Raw genomic sequence first — 17,601 nt, forward strand, 5'->3', positions numbered from 1 at the left:
TCTATTGCAAAACGCTGTTCGCATTGCGTATAGAAACGATAAATAAAGCGCTGACGCAAAACAGCGTTACTATCGAGAGGGCAGCAGTTGGCAGTAGCACTCCACATCAATCAGCGAATCCGCGAGAACGCGGAAAACCTCAGTGCGGCCCTCGAAAGCCACATGCTGGCCAGTTTTGCGCCGGATGCAAGGAAAGAACTGAGGCTGTTCAGCGCCGGCGAAGCGGCGGAGATGCTGGGCATTTCCCCCAGTTTCCTGCGCAAGCTGCATTTTGAGGGCAAATTCCCCGAGGTGCACACCACACCGGGCGGGCGGCGCCATTATTCCGCCGCTGATCTGCTGGAAATGCGCAAGATCCTGGATGCCTCGGCCAAGACGCCGGGCACCTACCTGCGCGGCCGCCGCGAGGGCGACAAGGTGCAGGTGCTGTCCTTCCTGAACTTCAAGGGCGGATCGGGCAAAACCACCTCGTCCATTCACACCGCACAGCGGCTGGCGCTCAAGGGCTACCGGGTGCTGGCGGTGGATATCGACCCGCAGGCGTCCTTGACGACGCTTTTCGGCTACCGTCCCGAGGTCGATTTCCTCGAAACAGGGACGATTTATGACGCAATCCGCTATGACGACCCCCTGCCCCTGCGCCAGATCATCCAAGAGACCTATTTCACCGGCCTGGACCTGGCGCCGGGCGGGCTGATCCTGCAGGAATTCGAGCATGAGACCCCGCAGGCGCTGATCAACAACGTGCAGCCCGCGTTTTTCTCGCGCATGGCCGCGGCATTGGAGGAGGTCGAGAAGGATTACGACGTGATTATCTTCGACTGCCCGCCGCAGCTGGGCTATCTGACCATGTCGGCGCTCTGCGCCTCCACCGGCGTGATCATCACCGTGGTGCCGAACATGCTGGACATCGCCTCGATGTCGCAGTTCCTGCAGATGAGCGCGGAACTCCTCGATGTAGTCTTTAACGCGGGGGCAACGCTGGAATTTGATTTCCTGCGGTTCCTGATCAACCGGTACGAGCCAAACGACGGCCCGCAGCAACAGGTGGTTGCATTCATGCGGCAATTGTTCGGTGAGGAAGTTATGGTGGCGCCGATGCTGAAATCTACCGCGATTTCCGACGCGGGCCTCACCCAGCAGACGGTCTATGAAGTCGAAAGATCCCAGTTTCACAGGTCAACCTATGACCGTGCGGTGGATTCACTCAATCAAGTGAACGATGAAATAGAGTCGCTCCTTCAACAGGCATGGAGGCGTTGATGGCACGCAAAGGCATTCTCAGCACCGCACTCAGCAGCCCCGCAGCAGCCGCTCCGGGGCCGAAACCCAAGATGATGCCGCGCGGCGCGGTCGGGGCGCTGCAATCCTCGCTCAGCAAGCTGCAGGAAAGCGCGGTGCAGGAAATCGACACCGCGCTGATCGACGACGCAGGGTACGAGGACCGCCTGGGCATGGACGGGGCGGCCTTCAACCAGCTGAAGGACAGCCTGCAGACCTACGGCCAGCAGGTTCCGGTGCTGCTGCGCCCGCATCCCAAGACGCAGGGGCGGTTCGAAATCGTCTATGGCCGCCGCCGTCTCAAGGCGCTGCGGGAATTGGGACTGCCGGTCAAGGCGATGGTGCGGCAGCTGGACGACCACGCGCTGGTGATGGCCCAAGGCCAGGAGAACACCTCGCGCCAGGACCTCAGCTTTATCGAAAAGGCCGCCTTTGCGGCACAGCTGCAGGCCGATGGCTATGGACGGCAGACAATTGCGGCGGCTCTGTCGATCGACCTGCCGATGGTGTCGCGGATGCTCAAGGTCGGCACGGCCTTCGACCTGCCCTTCCTGCGGGTGATCGGATCGGCGCCGGGCATTGGCCGCGACCGCTGGATGCAGCTGGTCAAGCTGTTCGGCGATCCTGCGGCACGGTCCCGTGCGATCACCAGGACGAACCGGCCCGACTTTACGACCTATGATTCCGACGGGCGGTTCGAGGCCGTTCTGAAACACGCCCAGGACGCCCCCCAGGAGCCAAAGCCGGCCCCTGCCCCGGCCAAGTCGCGCGCCCTGCAGGGCAGCAACGGCGCTGCGGTGGCGGGCATCAAGACCACCGCCAAGGGCATCACCCTCACGATCTCCGCCAAGGATGCGCCCGGCTTTGACAGCTGGTTCGACGCCAATGCAGAAGAGATCATGACCGAGCTTCACGGCCGCTGGCAGCAAGACCAGCCTGAGCAGCCGGAAGACTGAGCAAGAGCAGAAACAAAAAAGGACAGGAGGCACGTAGCAGGCAAAAGAAAAGCCCCCCAGGACATTACATCCCAGAAGGCCGTTCTCAGATTTAGCACCTTTGGAATAGCCTCTCAGACTCATCAGTGTCAACTCCATGCGCCGCATGGGGGCGGGTATTTTTTGTCTTTCGTGAAAAAAAGATGGAACATGCGTCCCAAATCGCATTTGGGCGGATGGATCAGTGCGGCCAGCTGGCGGGGACTCACGACAAGTGGGACCTTCTGGCTGCGCTCACCCATGCCGCTGCGGAATTTGAACTGAGCCACCGCACCCTCGGGGTGCTGAAGGCCTTGCTGACCTTTCTGCCGGAACGCGCGATCAGCGCCGAGCCGGACAGCGCTATTGTGTTTCCCTCCAACCGCAAGCTGATGGAGCGGCTCAACGGGATGCCCGAAAGCACCCTGCGCCGCCACCTGGCCAAGCTCACCCGGATCGGGATTGTCAGCCGCAAGAACAGCCCCAACGGCAAACGCTACGCCCGCCGCGCCGGCGGCGATTGCCAGCTGGCCTTTGGTTTCGACCTTTCCCCCCTCGCCCGCCATGCCGGACAAATCTTTGACGCCGCGCTGGAGGCCAAGGCCCGCGCCGAGCATCTGGCGGTGCTGCGCGACAAGGTCGCGGTGCTGCGGCAGGAGTTGCAGGACCTGGCGGACACCGCAGCAGAGGCGCTGCTGGAAGCCGCCCGCAAACTGCTGCGCCGCAAACCCTGTGAGGCGGAGCTGACCCGGATGGCAGAGGCCCTGCGCGGTGAAATTGCCAGCCGTGCGCCCCGCGAGGAACCCGAAGAGACCACGCTGCCAGCACGCGTTTTGAGCGCCAGCGGCAGCCGGAATGAGCGGCACATACAGTATTCACTAAAAAAAGATTCTGACTCTGAAGAGCCGCAGGCCGAAGCGCCCTGCCCTCAGGCCCAGCATTCAGACGCTGACGATGGAACAGCTGAGAAAGCCAATGAACTAACCACCGTCCTGCGCGCCTGCCCGGAAGTGCAAAGCTACTACCCGGGCGGATTGCGCAGCTGGCAGGATGCCGACCGGATTGCTGAGAAGCTGTCGCCGATGATGGGGATCGAGATGCCCGTTCTCAGCGATGCACGCGCCGCCATGGGCCGCAAGGATGCGGCAACCGCGGTGATGTGCATTCTGGAGAAGCTGAGCACCATCCGCAGCCCCGGCGCCTATCTGCGGCGGCTGGCGCAAAAGGCGCGGGCCGGTCAGTTCTCCACCGCACCGATGCTGAATGCGCTGCTTCAGAATGCGGGGGCGAGGCAAGTTGTCAGCTGACAACTTTTTGCCGAAGGCGGGTTTGCGGTTGGGCAGCAGGCCTGGAGTGGCCGTCCGGTGTCTGCGGAGTCCCTGCCCTGCACCCTGGTTGAAACCTGTCTGAGCTCGCCGGTGGAAAAATTGTCAGCTGACAATTTTTCCACCGGTTCGGTTTCCCAGCGGATCAAGCCTCCATCTGCGGACCGCAATACCGGCTGAAGCAGGCGCCGCTTTTGTCCGCTTGCGCTGGTCCGGGAAAACGGAAATTGTCAGCTGACAATTTTCACCCCCGCCGCCGCGTCCAGGTGATCAGGGCGATTGCCTTTGGCACATTCGGACGGCCACAGTGGCGGCAACGTTCCCAGCCCAAGGATCCCGCCATCCATGCTCTCCATCCTGCGAAACCGCACCTACCGGCATTTGTTCCTGGCTCAGATCGTGGCGCTCACCGGCACCGGGCTGGCCACCGTGGCGCTGGGTCTTCTGGCTTTCGATCTGGCGGGCGAGCGCGCCGGGCTGGTGCTGGGCACCGCACTGACGATCAAGATGGTGGCTTATGTCACCGTGGCCCCCATCGCCGCCGCCTGGGCGGAGCAGGTGAACCGGCGGCGGATGCTGATTGCCCTGGACCTGGTGCGGATGGCGGTCGCAGTTTGTCTGCCGTTCGTGTCCGAGGTCTGGCAGGTCTATGTGCTGATCTTTGTGTTGCAGTCCGCCTCCGCCGGGTTCACCCCTGCATTTCAGGCCTCGATCCCCGATGTGCTGACCGATGAGAAAGACTACACAAGGGCGCTGTCGCTGTCGCGGCTGGCGTTTGAGCTGGAGAGCCTGGCGAGCCCGATGCTGGCCGCGGCGCTGCTGCTGCTGGTGAGCTCCGGCACCCTGTTCTGGGGCACCGCGGCGGGGTTCGCCGGATCTGCCTTGCTGCTGATGTCCATCGCCCTGCCGTCGCCCGCGCCCAAGGCGCCGCGTCCGGTCTGGGAGCGCACCACCCGCGGCATCCGAAACTACCTGAAGACACCGCGACTGCGCGGGCTTCTGGCGCTGAATTGGGTTGTCTCCGCCATCGGCTCTATGGTGATCGTGAATACGGTGGTGCTGGTGCGCGCAGGCATGGCGCTGCCCGAAAGCGCGGTGGCTTTGGCACTGGCGGCGTTTGGCGGCGGCTCGATGCTGTCGGCGATGCTGCTGCCGCGGGTGCTGGAGCGGGTTCCGGACCGGACCGTGATGCTGGCCGGGGCAGGGCTGGGTATTGCCGCCATGGCTTGCCTGGCGCTGGCCGCCTTTGCCCAGCCGCTCACCTTTGTACGGCTGGCAACCGGCTGGGCGGTGATCGGCGCGGGTTACTCCGCGGTGCTGACGCCGTCCGGGCGGTTGCTGGCGCGCTCGGCCCATGCGGCGGACCGGCCCGCGATCTTTGCCGCGCAGTTCACCCTGTCGCACGCCTGCTGGCTGCTGTTCTATCCGCTGTCGGCCTGGCTGATGGCCGCCTGGGGCGGGGGCGCGGCGATGCTGGCGCTGGCGCTCTTGGCCATGGCGGGGCTGATTGCCGCGCAGCGCCTGTGGCCCCGGGACAGCGCATCCCCGGTTGCGCACAGCCATCCGGACTTGCCAGCCGACCATCCGCATCTGAAGGGCGCCGCACCGCACGCGCATCCGATCATCATCGACGATCTGCACCCGCGGTATCCGCAATAAGAGGCCGAATACCGCTGCCGGGCAGGGCGCGCCGCCTTCATTTTATGACTAGACATAATATCCTAATTGAGTAGCTTATTGCCAAACCGGCAATCAAGCGACTCGGGGGGATTCCGTGACAGGGAACTATGTTCTGACAGGCGCCCGTCTGGCCACGATGGCCAGTGCAGACACGCCTTATGGGCTGATTGAGGACGGGGCCGCTGCGGTTTCGGACGGCAGGATCGTCTGGGCCGGGCCGCGGGAAAAATTGTCAGCTGACAATTTTCCATGGAAGCATGTTGATCTCGACGGGCGGCTGGTGACGCCGGGACTGATCGACTGCCACACCCATATCGTCTTTGGCGGCAACCGGGCGATGGAATTTGAGATGCGCCTCAATGGCGCGTCCTATGAAGAGGTGGCGCGGGCAGGGGGCGGCATCGTTTCCACCGTCTCGGCCACCCGCGAGGCGTCGCTGGAGGATCTGGTTCAGGGCGCGCTGCCGCGGCTCGATGCGCTGATCGCCGAGGGCGCCACCGTGGTGGAGGTGAAATCCGGCTACGGGCTGGACCTGGCAACCGAGCTGAACATGCTGCGCGCCGCCCGCCGCTTGGGCGAACTGCGCCCGGTGACAGTCAAGACCACCTTCCTAGGCGCCCATGCCACGCCCGGCGAATACAAGGGCCGCGATGATGCCTACATCGGCGAGGTCTGCATCCCCACGCTGCGCGCCGCCCATGCCGAGGGGCTGGTGGATGCGGTGGACGGCTTCTGCGAGAACATCGCCTTTGCGCCTGCGCAGATCGAGCGCGTGTTCAAGGTTGCCAAGGAACTGGGCCTGCCGGTCAAGCTGCACGCCGAGCAGCTGAGCCACCAGGGCGGCACAGCGCTGGCCGCGCAGTACGGCGCGTTGTCAGTCGATCATGTGGAATACGCCACCGAGGACGACGCCCGGGCGATGGCCGCCTCCGGTTCCGTCGCGGTGATCCTGCCCGGTGCCTTCTATACCATCCGCGAAACGCAGATGCCGCCGATCGAGCATTTCCGCGTCCACGGCGTGCCGATGGCGCTGGCGACCGATTGCAACCCGGGTTCCTCGCCGCTGACCTCGCTGCTGCTGACGATGAACATGGGCTGCACCCTGTTCCGGATGACGCCGGAGGAGGCGCTGGCAGGCGTCACCCGCAACGCGGCCCGCGCGCTGGGGCTGACGGACCGTGGAACCATTTCCGCCGGTATGCGCGCCGATCTGGCGGTCTGGGACGTGGAGACGCCCGGCGAACTGGCCTACCGCATCGGCTTCAACCCGCTTTATACCCGTATCTATGAGGGAAAACGATGATCGAGATGATCCCCGGCACGGTGACGCTGGCCACGCTGGAAGATATCTACCGCAACCTGACCCCGGCCAAGCTGGATGCCTCTGCCCGCGAACCGGTGGAGGCCGCGGCCCGGATGGTGGCGGAGGCTGCGGCGGGCGAGGAAGCCGTCTATGGCATCAACACCGGTTTCGGCAAGCTGGCCTCGACCAAGATCGCGCCCGCCGACACCGCCACCCTGCAGCGCAACCTGATCCTCAGCCATTGCTGCGGGGTAGGGGAGGCGCTGCCGGAGGACAAAACCCGGCTGATGATGACGCTGAAACTGCTGTCGATGGGCCGCGGCGCCTCTGGCGTGCGCTGGCTGGTGATCGAGCAGATCGAGCAGATGCTGGCGCGCGGCGTGGTGCCGGTGATCCCGTCGCAGGGCTCGGTCGGCGCCTCTGGCGACCTGGCGCCGCTGGCGCATATGGCGGCGGCGATGATCGGGGCAGGGGAGGCCACCTTCGAAGGCGCCCGCATGTCCAGCGCCGAAGCCCTCAAAAAGGCCGGGTTAGAGCCTATTGTGCTGGGTCCCAAGGAAGGGTTGGGGCTGATCAACGGCACCCAGTTCTCCACCGCCTGCGCTTTGGCAGGCCTGTTTGACGCTTGGCGCATGGCAGAAGCCTCGATGGCGATTGCCTCGCTGAGCACCGACGCGATCATGGGCTCCACCGCGCCGCTGATCGCCGACATCCACACCCTGCGCGGCCATGCCGGCCAGATCGACGTCGCGCAGCAGATGCGGGACATCATGGACGGGTCCGAAATCCGCGAGAGCCACCGCGAGGGCGACACCCGCGTGCAGGATCCCTATTGCATCCGCTGCCAGCCGCAGGTGGTGGGCGCGGCGCTGGACGTGCTGCGGATGGCCGCCAAGACGCTGGAGATCGAGGCCAACGCCGTCACCGACAACCCGCTGGTGCTGGTGAACGAAGGGCGCATCGTCTCGGGCGGCAACTTCCACGCCGAATATGTGGGCTTTGCCGCCGATCAGATCGCGTTGGCAGTGGCCGAAATCGGCGCCATCGCGCAGCGCCGCGTGGCGCTGATGGTGGACCCGACCCTGAGCCACGACCTGCCGCCGTTCCTGACCCCCGATCCGGGGCTGAACTCCGGCTTCATGATTGCCGAGGTGACCACCGCGGCGCTGATGAGCGAAAACAAGCATTTGGCGAATCCTTGCGTCACCGACTCAACCCCAACGTCGGCAAACCAGGAGGACCACGTGTCGATGGCCGCCCACGGCGCGCTGCGGCTCACCAAGATGAACGCCAACCTCTCGGTGATCCTGGGCGTCGAAATGCTCTGCGCCGCGCAAGGGGTGGAGGCGCGTGCGCCGCTCAAGACCTCGGCCCGCTTGCAGGACGTGCTGGCGATGCTGCGCGAGGAAATCCCCTCGCTGGCGGAGGACCGCTACCTGGCGCCCGACATTGAAGCCGCCAGCGCCATGGTCCGCGCGGGCCGCGTGGCTGCTGCTGCGGGCGTGGAGGTCAAAGCATGATCGAAGTGACCCAAGGCAACTCGCCGCTGGTGCTGGGGCTGCCCCACACCGGCACCGATGTGCCGACGGAGATTTGGGAGTGCCTGAACGAGACCGGCCGGGCGCTCGCCGATACCGACTGGCATATCCACGACCTGTATTCCGGGCTGGTGGAGGAGGTCACAACCGTCCGCACACCGATCCATCGCTATGTGATCGACGTGAACCGCGATCCGGCGGGAATCAGTCTCTATCCGGGGCAAAACACCACCACTCTGGTGCCGCTCACGGATTTTGACGGGCTGCCGATCTGGCAGGAGGGGCAAGAGCCGGATGAGGCGGAAATCACCCGCCGCCGCGACGCCTATCACGCGCCCTATCACGCTGCACTGGCGGCGGAGCTGGAGCGGGTGAAGGCGATCCACGGCTTTGCCATTCTCTATGACTGCCACTCGATCCGCGGCGACATTCCGTTCCTGTTCGAAGGCCGCCTGCCGGATTTCAACGTCGGCACCAACATGGGCGAAACCTGCGATCCGGCCATCGAGGCGCTGACCGTGGCCCATTGCGAGGCGGCGGAGGGCTATACCTCCACCCTCAACGGGCGTTTCAAGGGCGGCTGGACCACCCGCCACTATGGCCGCCCCGCGGACGGCCTGCACGCCATCCAGATGGAGCTGGCGCAGGCCACCTACTGCCAGGAAAGCCCGCCCTGGACCTATCTGCCGGAGCGCGCGGAAGCCCTGCGCGCCCATCTCACCCGTATTCTCACCGATCTTCAGACCTGGAGGCCCGCATGAGCGATCCCCGCAAGAACACCCGCGACATCTTCCCGCCGACCGGCCCGGAACTCAACGCCAAGTCCTGGATGACCGAGGCGCCGCTGCGGATGATGATGAACAACCTGCACCCGGACGTGGCGGAAAACCCGCATGAGCTGGTGGTCTACGGCGGCATCGGCCGCGCCGCGCGCACCTGGAAGGATTTCGACCTGATCGTCGAGACCCTGAAAAACCTTGAGGAAGACCAGACCCTGATGGTGCAGTCGGGCAAGCCGGTTGGCGTGTTCCAGACCCACAAGGATGCGCCGCGGGTGCTGATCGCCAACTCCAACCTGGTGCCGCATTGGGCCAATTGGGACCACTTCAACGAGCTCGATAAGAAGGGCCTGATGATGTACGGCCAGATGACGGCCGGTTCCTGGATCTATATCGGCACGCAAGGCATTGTGCAGGGCACTTACGAGACCTTTGCCGAGGCCGGCCGCCAGCATTACGGCGGCGATCTGAAGGGCAAGTGGATCCTGACCGGCGGCCTTGGCGGCATGGGCGGCGCCCAGCCGCTGGCAGCCGTATTTGCCGGTGCCTGCTGCCTGGCGGTGGAGTGCAACCCCGACAGCATCGACTTCCGCCTGCGCACCAAATACCTGGACGAGAAGGCCGAAACCTTGGACGAAGCGCTGGAGATGATCGAGCGCTGGACCGCGGCGGGCGAGGCGAAATCCGTGGGCCTGCTGGGCAACGCTGCAGAGATCTTCCCCGAACTGGTGGAGCGCGCCAAGGCGGGCGGCATCCGCCCTGATATCGTGACCGACCAGACCTCGGCGCATGATCCGGTGAACGGCTATCTGCCGCTGGGCTGGACCATGGGCGAGTGGAAGGAGCGCCGGGTATCAGAGCCTAAAGCGGTGGAAGTGGCCGCCCGCGCCAGCATGCGCGTGCAGGTGAAGGCGATGTGCGACTTCCACGCGATGGGCATCCCCACCGTCGATTACGGCAACAACATCCGCCAGATGGCGCTGGAAGAGGGGCTGCAGAATGCCTTTGACTTCCCCGGCTTCGTGCCCGCCTACATCCGCCCGCTTTTCTGCCGCGGCATCGGCCCGTTCCGCTGGGCGGCGCTGTCGGGCGATCCGGAGGATATCAAGAAGACCGACGCCAAGATGAAGGAGCTGTTCCCCGAGAATGAGCACCTGCACCGCTGGCTGGACATGGCGGAGGAGCGGATTGCCTTCCAGGGCCTGCCCGCGCGGATCTGCTGGATCGGCCTCGGCGACCGCCACAAGGCGGGCCTCGCGTTCAACGAAATGGTCCGCAACGGCGAGCTGAAGGCGCCGGTGGTCATCGGCCGCGACCATCTGGACTCCGGTTCCGTGGCGTCTCCGAACCGCGAGACCGAGGCGATGCTGGACGGCTCCGACGCGGTGTCCGACTGGCCGCTGCTGAATGCGCTCTTGAACACCGCCTCCGGCGCGACCTGGGTGTCGCTGCACCACGGCGGCGGCGTCGGCATGGGCTTCTCGCAGCATTCCGGCGTGGTGATCTGCTGCGACGGCAGCGAGGACGCAGAGCGCCGGATCGGCCGCGTGCTGTGGAACGACCCGGCAACGGGCGTCATGCGCCATGCGGATGCGGGTTATGACATTGCCAAGGACTGCGCGCGCGAGCACGGGCTGAACCTGCCCGGCATCCTGGGCTGATTGAGAGAAGGCTGAAATCCGGCGCGGATTTCAGCCATGAAAAATCCGATTTTTCATGGCCGTTTTCCGTGCCGGAAAACGGCCCCCCGTTTCAGGCGGTGTGCCAGTGCAGCCCGTGCAGCAGCAGCTGCCGCTGCACCCGCCCGGGATAGTCGGTGCAGATGGCATCGACACCAAGGGCGATCATCCGTTCGATGTCCTCCGGCTCATTCACCGTCCAGACCACCGTTACCAGCCTCAGCGCGCGGGCGCGGGCCAGCGACTCTGGCGTGATATCCAGGAAGTAGGGGCACCAGAACTGGCCTTTGGCGGCGGCAACGCGGTCCGGCAGGTCCAGGGCGCGGCAGCCTGCCACCGGGTTCACCGCCTTGGAGGAGTCCTCGCCCACCTCATCGGCATTGTCCGGCAACTGGGTCAGGAAAGAGGCGGGCATCTCAGGCGCAAGCCGCTGGCAGTCGGCGAGCAGGTCCCAATCGAAACTGTGCAACACCGTGCGCGGCTGCATTGCGGCATTGCGCACCTCTGCCACCACCGCCTCCACCAGAGCCTGGCGCGCGCCAGTGTCCTCCAGCAGCTCCGGGTCGGACTTGATCTCCAGCAGCAGGTGCACGTTCTGGTGTTCAGGCCGCTGCAGCAGCGCCAGCAGGTCCGCCAGGCGGGGAATGCGCACGCCTGTCAGGAACGCCTGGTCCGGAAACCGCCGGCCATAGGCGCTGCGGCCGTCCAGCCCGCCCGCGTCATAGGCCTGCAGCTCGGCATAGGTCAGCGCGGAGACCTTGGGCGGCGTGCCGTGCAGCCAGTTCCCGCTGGCATCGCGCACCATCGACGGGGTCAGACGATGGTTGTGGGTGATCACCGCCACCCCGTCTCGGGTGGCGGTCACGTCCAGCTCCAACAGCTCCACCCCGGCGGTCAGGGCAAACTCAAAGCCTTCCATGGTGTTTTCCGGCAGCACGCCGCGGGCGCCGCGGTGGCCGATCAGGCGGATCACGCCGGGTTCGGCGGCGAAGGCGGGGATCTGGGGGTACTGCATCAGCCCTCCAGCCGTTTGCCGGTGGCGGCATCGAACAGATGGGTCAGCTCCGGCGCCACCGCAAAGCGGCGGATGCTGCCGGTGCCGTCATTTGCGTGGCCCGGCACGCTGGCGGTGATGGCGTGCTCCGTGCCTGGCAGGCGGCCGTGGATCAGGGTGTTGGCGCCGAGCTGCTCCAGCAGCTCCACCTCGATGGCGATGGGGCCTGAGGCATCTTCCATCAGGTGTTCGGGACGCAGGCCAAGGGTGGCGGTGCCGGAATGGGCGGAGGCCACCGGCAGCACGCCGCCGCCGGGAAGGGCGGCCTGGCCGCCGCTGAGTTCCGCCGGGAAGAAGTTCATCGCCGGGCTGCCGATGAAGCCCGCCACAAACACCGAGGCCGGGCGGTCATACAGCTCGATCGGGGTGCCGAACTGCTCCACATAGCCGCCGTTCAGCACCATCAGCCGGTCGCCCAAGGTCATCGCCTCGACCTGATCGTGGGTCACATAGATCGAGGTCACCCCCAGCCGCTGCTGCAGCTTGCGGATTTCCAGCCGCATCTGCACCCGCAGCTTGGCGTCGAGGTTGGACAGGGGCTCATCGAACAGGAATACCTGCGGATCGCGCACGATGGCGCGGCCCATGGCAACCCGCTGGCGCTGGCCGCCCGACAGCTGGCGCGGCTTGCGGTCGAGGTATTGCTTGATCTCCAGGATCTCGGCGGCTTCTTCAACGCGGCGGTTGATCTCGTCCTTCGGCAGTTTGCGGATCTTCAGGCCATAGGCCATGTTCTGGCGCACCGACATATGCGGGTACAGAGCGTAGTTCTGAAACACCATCGCGATGTCGCGCGCCGAGGGCTCCAGCTCGTTCACCCGGCGCCCGCCGATGGCGATCTCGCCGGAGGTGACGCTTTCCAGCCCCGCCACCATGCGCAGCAGCGTGGACTTGCCGCAGCCGGAGGGGCCGACGATGACGATGAACTCGCCATCCTTGATGCCGCCGTCGATATGGTGGAGCACCTCGGTCGGCCCGTAGGATTTCACCAGGTCTTTGAGTTGAATGTCAGCCATCTGTCAGGCGCCTTACTTATCGGTTTCCGTCAAGCCCTGCACAAAGAGCTTTTGCATTGCGATGACCACAAACACCGGCGGGATCATCGCCAGAAGGGCTGTGGTCATGATGATGTTCCATTGCGGGCTCTGCTCTGCCGCCTCCAGCATCTGCTTGATCGACATCACGATGGTGGTCATCGAGGTGTCGGTGGTGATCAAAAGCGGCCAGAGGTACTGGTTCCAGCCGAAGATAAACAGGATCACGAACAGCGCCGCGATATTGGTGCGCGACAAGGGCAGCAGGATGTCGAAGAAGAACCGGAGCGGCCCGGCACCGTCGATACGGGCGCTTTCCAAGAGCTCATCCGGCACCGTCAGGAACACCTGGCGGAACATGAACGTCGCGGTGGCCGAGGCGATCAGCGGGATCGACAACCCCCAGTAGCTGTTCAGCATCCCCAGATTGGCGACAACCTCGAACGTCGGCAGGATCCGCACCTCGACCGGCAGCATCAGGGTGATGAAGATCATCCAGAAAAAGGTCATGCGGAACGGGAACTTGAAATAGACGATGGCAAAGGCCGACAGCAGCGATATGGCGATCTTGCCGGTGGAGATCATCAGCGCCATCGCCAAGGAGTTCAGCAGCATCAGCCAGACCGGCGCGGTCTCAGTGCCGCTGAGGCCGGAGCCGAAAAGGGTCTGCTTCATATTCGCCAGGAAATGGTCGCCGGGCCACAGCGGCACGGGCGCCTGGTTCATGCGCAGCTGGTCGTGGGTGGCGGCGACAAAGGTGATCCACACCGGCAGCGCGATGGCCAGAACGCCAAGCACCAGCACCAGATGGGTGAGGAAGGCGGTGAGGGGGCGGTTTTCGACCATCAGTATGCCACCTTTCTTTCAACAAAGCGGAACTGGACCACGGTCATGGCGATGACCAGCACCATCAGCACCACCGACTGCGCGGCGGAGCCGCCGAGGTCGAGGCCGACAAAGCCGTCGTTGAACACCTTGTAGACCAGGATGGTGGTGGAGGTGCCGGGGCCGCCCTGGGTCACGGCGTGGATGATGCCGAAGGTCTCGAAAAAGGCGTAGACCATGTTAATGACCAGCAGGAAAAACGTGGTGGGCGAGATCAGCGGGAAGATGATGGTCCAGAACCGCCGCGCCGGGCCTGCGCCGTCGATGGCGGCGGCCTCGATCACCGAGTTGGGGATCGACTGCATGGCGGCGAGGTAGAACAGGAAGTTATAGGCCACCTGCTTCCACGCCGCGGCCAGGATCACCAGCGCCATCGCCTGGGTGCCGCTCAGGTAGTGGTTCCAGGTGATGCCCGCGAACTCCAGGAAATAGGGGAAGATTCCCAAAGTGGGGTTGAACATGAACACCCACAACGCCCCGGCCAGCACCGGCGCCACCGCATAGGGCCAGATCAGCATGGTGCGGTAGAACATGGCGCCGCGCACCACCCGCTGGGCAAAGCCTGCGAGGATCAGGGCAAAGCCCATCGACAGCGCCGCCACCAGCAATGAGAACACCGCGGTGCGCTGGAAACTGGCCAGATAATGCGGATCACTGGCGAGAACCTCGAAATTCTCTAACCAGACGAATTCGGTGCCAAGGCCAAAGGCGTCTTCGATCAGGAACGACTGATACATCGCCTGGCTGGCAGGCCAGAGGAAGAACACCAGGGTGATGGCGATTTGCGGCGCGACCAGCAGGTACGGCAGCGCCGAGGTCGGGAAATGCACCCGTTTGAGCATGAAGGACCCCAATCAGGAAATGACCCTGCCGCCCGGGGGAGGGGCGGCAGGGCCGGAGTTCTCGGGATGGATTACTTGGCGGTGCGTTCGAACTTGCGCAGCAGGTCGTTGCCGCGCTCAACCGCGGCGTCCAACGCTTGCTGCGCGGATTTCTCGCCGCCCCACAGCGCTTCCAGCTCCTCGTTGATCACGTCCCGCACCTGCACGAAGTTGCCATAGCGGATGCCGCGGCTGTTGGCGGTGGGGGTGTTCAGGCTCAGCTGCTTGATCGCGGTGTCGGTGCCCGGGTTCTTGTCGTAGAAGCCCTGTTCCTTGGACAGCTCATACGCGGCTGTGGTGATCGGAACATAGCCGGTCTCCTGGTGCCACCAGGCCTGCACTTCGGGCGAGGACAGGTAGCTGAGGAACTTGGCGGTGCCCTTGTATTCCTCCTCCTCGTGGCCTGCCAGCACCCACAGGGTGGCGCCGCCGATGATCGAGTTCTGCGGTGCCTCGGCCACCTTGGTGTCCAGCGGCAGCATGGTCTGGCCGAATTCGAACTCCGCCTGCGAGGAGATCGAGCCGTAGTAGGCCGAAGAGTTCATCCACATGCCGCATTCGCCGTTAGTGAACATCGGCAGGCTGTCGCCGCGGCGGCCGCCGTAGACAAACAGGCTGTCCTTGCCCATCGAGGCAACATCGTCCAGGCGCGCGGCAACCTTGTCGTTGTTGAAGGTCAGCTCGGTGTCAAAGCCCGCAAAGCCGTTTTCCTTGGTGCCGGTGGGCAGGTTGTGCCAGGCCGAGAAGTTCTCGATCATCACCCAGGACTGCCAGCCAAAGCTGACACCGCATTTCATGCCGTTATCGACCAGCTTCTGCGCGGTGGTTTTCACTTCGTCCCAAGTGGCCGGAACCTCGGCGCCGGCTGCGTCCAGCGCGTCCTTGTTGTACCACAGCACCGGCGTGGAGCTGTTGAAGGGCATCGACAGCAGCTCGCCCTCGGGCGTCTCGTAATAGGAGACCACCGCGGGCAGGAAGGCGTCGCCGTCAAACGGCTCGCCTGCGTCCTTCATCAGCTTCTCAACCGGGTAGATCGCGCCCTTGGCGGCCATCATGGTGGCGGTGCCGACCTCAAAGACCTGCACAATCTGCGGGTGTTCCTTGGCGCGGAAGGCGGCAATCGCCGCGGTCATGGTCTCGGTGTAGTTGCCCTTGTAGACAGGCACCACTTTGTAGGCGTCCTGGGTCGCGTTGAAATCTTCGGCAATCTTGTTGACGCGTTCGCCATTGGTGCCGCCCATGGCGTGCCACCACTGAATTTCGGTTTCTGCAAATGCGGTGCTGCCGGCAACGGCCAGAACGGCCGAGGCGCAGAGCAAGGATTTAACGGACATGAGCTTCTCTCCCAATGTTGGCTCTGCGGAAGCTTTTGTCCGGTCAAAAGGATAATTCAAGCAAAAGTTTTTTGACAATCTTCATAACATGATGTTATGCGAGGGTGAGTTCACCGCCAGCCGAAGGCCGCTAACCCCTTGAAATTCAGTCTCAGACAGCTGGAGGCCTTTCAGGCCGTCGCCCGCACCGGCTCCGTCACCCGGGCGGCGGAGACGTTGGGTATCTCGCAGCCCGCCGCCAGCCGGCTGCTTTCCGATTTTTCAAAATCGGTGGCGGTGGAGCTGTTCACCCGCCAGGACGGGGTGCTGATTCCCACAAGCGAGGCGCGCTATCTGCTGTCCGAAGTGGGGCGGGTGTTCGACAGCCTGAACCACCTGGAGGAACTCAACCGTGACTTGACCGAGCGCACCGCCGGCCACCTGCGCATCGCCTGCCTGCCGGGGTTTGCCACGGCGCTGCTGCCCAAGCTGCTGGCGCAGTTTCTGGAGCACCGCCCCGGCGTGCGGCTGACGCTGGAGCCGGACCGGCCCGAGCGGATCCTGGAGTGGATTATCGGCGAGCAGTATGACTGCGGCATCACCGACGGCTTTGCCGCCCATCCGGCGGTGGAGAATATCGACGTCCCGATCCGCACCGTCTGCGTGCTGCCCCAAGGGGATCCGCTGGCAGAACAGGATGTTATCACGCCCCGCGACCTCAAGGACCGCAAGATCATCCACACGCGGCGCGACAGCCCGTTTTTCCGCAAGCTGCACAAGGCCTTTTCCGAAGACGGGGTGGAGCTGAACAGCTGGATCGAGGTGCGCCAGTTCTCCACCGCCTGTATCATCATCAGCCAGGGGCAGGGCGCCTCGGTGGTTAGTGCGCTGGATGCCGAGCAGTTCCGCGGCCAGGGCATCGCCATCGTGCCGTTTGCGCCGGAACTACACCACCGGCTGTCGATCCTGCGGCCGGTATCGGGCAGCCGCTCGCTGCTGGCGCTGGATTTCCTGGATGCGTTTGTGGACAGCCTGAAGCCCTTCCGCGCCGATCCGCCTCAGCCGCCGCGGATCTGAGGCTCGGCTGCCGGGGCAAGCGGCCCGCAGGCTGAAATCCGGCGCGGATTTCAGCCATGAAAAATCGATTTTTCATGGCCGTTTTTCTTGCAGAAAAACGGCTACGCCTGGCTCAGCAGCCGCTCGGCAGTGTGTTTGGCGTCACTCAGATGCTGTTCAATGGCGGCCTGCGCGGCCTTGGCGTCGCCTGACACGATGGCCCGGCAGATCTCCTGCATATGGGCGGGGCCGGGTTTCTGCCGCTCTGCGGTCGAGAGCGTCACCGCCCGCAGCCGGCTGATGCGGCCGTTCAGACGCTGGGCGATTTCCCAGGCGACGTTGTGGCCGGCGCCTTCAAAGATGATCCGGTAGAACTCCGTCGTGGCATTCAGCATCGGGCCGGGCACGCCTGCCGCCACGGCCTCTTGCAGCCTGTGCAGCGCGGCCGTCAGCTGCTCCGCAAGCTGCGGTGTCATGTTCCGGGCGCATTCGGTGGCGGCGGCAGTCTCCAGCATCTGGCGGATGTCGTAGATCTGCCGCGCGTCCTCCCACGTGAGCTGCGCCACGATTGGACCTTTGCCGGGCAGGATCTCCACCAGGCCTTCGGCCTCCAGGTAGCGGATCGTTTCGCGCACCACGGTGCGGCTGACGCCAAGCTGGTCGCACAGGGGGCGTTCCACCAGCCGTTCGCCGGGGGCAAACTGGCCGGAGATGATCGCCTCGCGCATCCGCTCCTGCACGATGTCCCGCAGGGTCTGCGGCGGCTGTTCGATTTTGCTCATGACAGGACGGTTCATGGGTTCTCCGATAGCAGCCGGG

Annotated in this window: 15 protein-coding genes; 9 read left to right on the forward strand and 6 right to left on the reverse strand. The window is 64.5% G+C overall.

From position 1 onward, the window contains the following. Window positions 1-87: 87 nt before the first annotated feature. The 8 genes from repA to hutU all read left to right on the forward strand — a co-directional run bounded on the left by repA (window position 88) and on the right by hutU (window position 10,541). On the forward strand, window positions 88-1,263 hold the full coding sequence (gene repA, locus ACFMBG_RS12025) for a plasmid partitioning protein RepA (protein WP_421054941.1): 1,176 nt from the start codon (window positions 88-90) through the stop codon (window positions 1,261-1,263). Next, window positions 1,263-2,237 carry a plasmid partitioning protein RepB gene (repB, locus tag ACFMBG_RS12030; protein WP_421054942.1) on the forward strand — a complete coding sequence of 325 codons (975 nt, stop codon included), beginning with the start codon at window positions 1,263-1,265 and terminating at the stop codon, window positions 2,235-2,237. Before repA ends, repB begins: the two co-directional genes overlap by 1 nt. A gap of 215 nt (window positions 2,238-2,452) precedes the next feature. Next, entirely contained in the window at window positions 2,453-3,562 is a 1,110-nt protein-coding gene (repC, locus tag ACFMBG_RS12035) for a plasmid replication protein RepC (protein ID WP_421054943.1), read from the forward strand. 363 nt (window positions 3,563-3,925) lie between these two features. After that, window positions 3,926-5,239: an MFS transporter gene (locus tag ACFMBG_RS12040; protein WP_421054944.1), complete on the forward strand. Its 1,314-nt coding sequence runs from the start codon at window positions 3,926-3,928 to the stop codon at window positions 5,237-5,239. A gap of 115 nt (window positions 5,240-5,354) precedes the next feature. Further along, window positions 5,355-6,563 carry an imidazolonepropionase gene (hutI, locus tag ACFMBG_RS12045; RefSeq protein ID WP_421054945.1) on the forward strand — a complete coding sequence of 403 codons (1,209 nt, stop codon included), beginning with the start codon at window positions 5,355-5,357 and terminating at the stop codon, window positions 6,561-6,563. Further along, on the forward strand, window positions 6,560-8,083 hold the full coding sequence (gene hutH, locus ACFMBG_RS12050; protein WP_421054946.1) for a histidine ammonia-lyase: 1,524 nt from the start codon (window positions 6,560-6,562) through the stop codon (window positions 8,081-8,083). The genes hutI and hutH overlap by 4 nt, the downstream gene beginning before the upstream one ends. Continuing rightward, complete coding sequence (hutG, locus tag ACFMBG_RS12055; protein ID WP_421054947.1) at window positions 8,080-8,862, forward strand: N-formylglutamate deformylase; 783 nt, start codon at window positions 8,080-8,082, stop codon at window positions 8,860-8,862. Before hutH ends, hutG begins: the two co-directional genes overlap by 4 nt. Beyond that, window positions 8,859-10,541, forward strand: a complete 1,683-nt coding sequence (gene hutU, locus ACFMBG_RS12060) for a urocanate hydratase (protein ID WP_421054948.1) — start codon at window positions 8,859-8,861, stop codon at window positions 10,539-10,541. The genes hutG and hutU overlap by 4 nt, the downstream gene beginning before the upstream one ends. Window positions 10,542-10,632: 91 nt before the next feature. Here hutU and ACFMBG_RS12065 read toward each other — a convergent pair whose 3' ends face one another. From ACFMBG_RS12065 to ugpB, 5 genes are all read right to left on the reverse strand, one after another. Then, entirely contained in the window at window positions 10,633-11,574 is a 942-nt protein-coding gene (locus ACFMBG_RS12065; protein ID WP_421054949.1) for a glycerophosphodiester phosphodiesterase, read from the reverse strand. Beyond that, the gene (locus ACFMBG_RS12070) at window positions 11,574-12,629 is read right to left on the reverse strand and encodes a sn-glycerol-3-phosphate import ATP-binding protein UgpC (protein WP_421054950.1); all 1,056 of its coding nucleotides are present in this window, start codon (window positions 12,627-12,629) and stop codon (window positions 11,574-11,576) included. The genes ACFMBG_RS12065 and ACFMBG_RS12070 overlap by 1 nt, the downstream gene beginning before the upstream one ends. 12 nt (window positions 12,630-12,641) lie before the next feature. After that, window positions 12,642-13,493 carry a sn-glycerol-3-phosphate ABC transporter permease UgpE gene (gene ugpE / locus ACFMBG_RS12075; protein ID WP_421054951.1) on the reverse strand — a complete coding sequence of 284 codons (852 nt, stop codon included), beginning with the start codon at window positions 13,491-13,493 and terminating at the stop codon, window positions 12,642-12,644. After that, window positions 13,493-14,374, reverse strand: coding sequence for a sn-glycerol-3-phosphate ABC transporter permease UgpA (gene ugpA / locus ACFMBG_RS12080; RefSeq protein WP_421054952.1), 882 nt, complete (start codon window positions 14,372-14,374; stop codon window positions 13,493-13,495). Before ugpA ends, ugpE begins: the two co-directional genes overlap by 1 nt. A 71-nt stretch (window positions 14,375-14,445) precedes the next feature. Continuing rightward, window positions 14,446-15,747, reverse strand: a complete 1,302-nt coding sequence (gene ugpB, locus ACFMBG_RS12085) for a sn-glycerol-3-phosphate ABC transporter substrate-binding protein UgpB (RefSeq protein WP_421054953.1) — start codon at window positions 15,745-15,747, stop codon at window positions 14,446-14,448. A gap of 138 nt (window positions 15,748-15,885) precedes the next feature. Here ugpB and ACFMBG_RS12090 point away from each other — a divergent pair, with 138 nt between their 5' ends. Next, a complete protein-coding gene (locus ACFMBG_RS12090) occupies window positions 15,886-16,803 on the forward strand; it encodes a LysR substrate-binding domain-containing protein (RefSeq protein ID WP_421054954.1) in 918 nt (305 codons plus the stop codon). 101 nt (window positions 16,804-16,904) lie between these two features. Here ACFMBG_RS12090 and ACFMBG_RS12095 read toward each other — a convergent pair whose 3' ends face one another. Further along, window positions 16,905-17,579 carry a GntR family transcriptional regulator gene (locus ACFMBG_RS12095; RefSeq protein WP_421054955.1) on the reverse strand — a complete coding sequence of 225 codons (675 nt, stop codon included), beginning with the start codon at window positions 17,577-17,579 and terminating at the stop codon, window positions 16,905-16,907. Window positions 17,580-17,601: the final 22 nt, after the last annotated feature.

The sequence above is a fragment of the Leisingera coralii genome (assembly GCF_049056525.1).
GTDB lineage: Bacteria > Pseudomonadota > Alphaproteobacteria > Rhodobacterales > Rhodobacteraceae > Leisingera > Leisingera coralii.

Excerpts from the sequence above, each read along its gene's own strand:
- repB (WP_421054942.1), top strand. The coding sequence starts at position 1,263 with ATGGCACGCAAAGGCATTCTCAGCACCGCACTCAGCAGCCCCGCAGCA.
- repC (WP_421054943.1), top strand. The coding sequence starts at position 2,453 with ATGGATCAGTGCGGCCAGCTGGCGGGGACTCACGACAAGTGGGACCTT.
- ACFMBG_RS12040 (WP_421054944.1), top strand. The coding sequence starts at position 3,926 with ATGCTCTCCATCCTGCGAAACCGCACCTACCGGCATTTGTTCCTGGCT.
- hutH (WP_421054946.1), top strand. The coding sequence starts at position 6,560 with ATGATCGAGATGATCCCCGGCACGGTGACGCTGGCCACGCTGGAAGAT.
- hutG (WP_421054947.1), top strand. The coding sequence starts at position 8,080 with ATGATCGAAGTGACCCAAGGCAACTCGCCGCTGGTGCTGGGGCTGCCC.
- hutU (WP_421054948.1), top strand. The coding sequence starts at position 8,859 with ATGAGCGATCCCCGCAAGAACACCCGCGACATCTTCCCGCCGACCGGC.
- ACFMBG_RS12065 (WP_421054949.1), bottom strand. The coding sequence starts at position 11,574 with ATGCAGTACCCCCAGATCCCCGCCTTCGCCGCCGAACCCGGCGTGATC.
- ACFMBG_RS12070 (WP_421054950.1), bottom strand. The coding sequence starts at position 12,629 with ATGGCTGACATTCAACTCAAAGACCTGGTGAAATCCTACGGGCCGACC.
- ugpE (WP_421054951.1), bottom strand. The coding sequence starts at position 13,493 with ATGGTCGAAAACCGCCCCCTCACCGCCTTCCTCACCCATCTGGTGCTG.
- ugpA (WP_421054952.1), bottom strand. The coding sequence starts at position 14,374 with ATGCTCAAACGGGTGCATTTCCCGACCTCGGCGCTGCCGTACCTGCTG.
- ugpB (WP_421054953.1), bottom strand. The coding sequence starts at position 15,747 with ATGTCCGTTAAATCCTTGCTCTGCGCCTCGGCCGTTCTGGCCGTTGCC.
- ACFMBG_RS12095 (WP_421054955.1), bottom strand. The coding sequence starts at position 17,579 with ATGAACCGTCCTGTCATGAGCAAAATCGAACAGCCGCCGCAGACCCTG.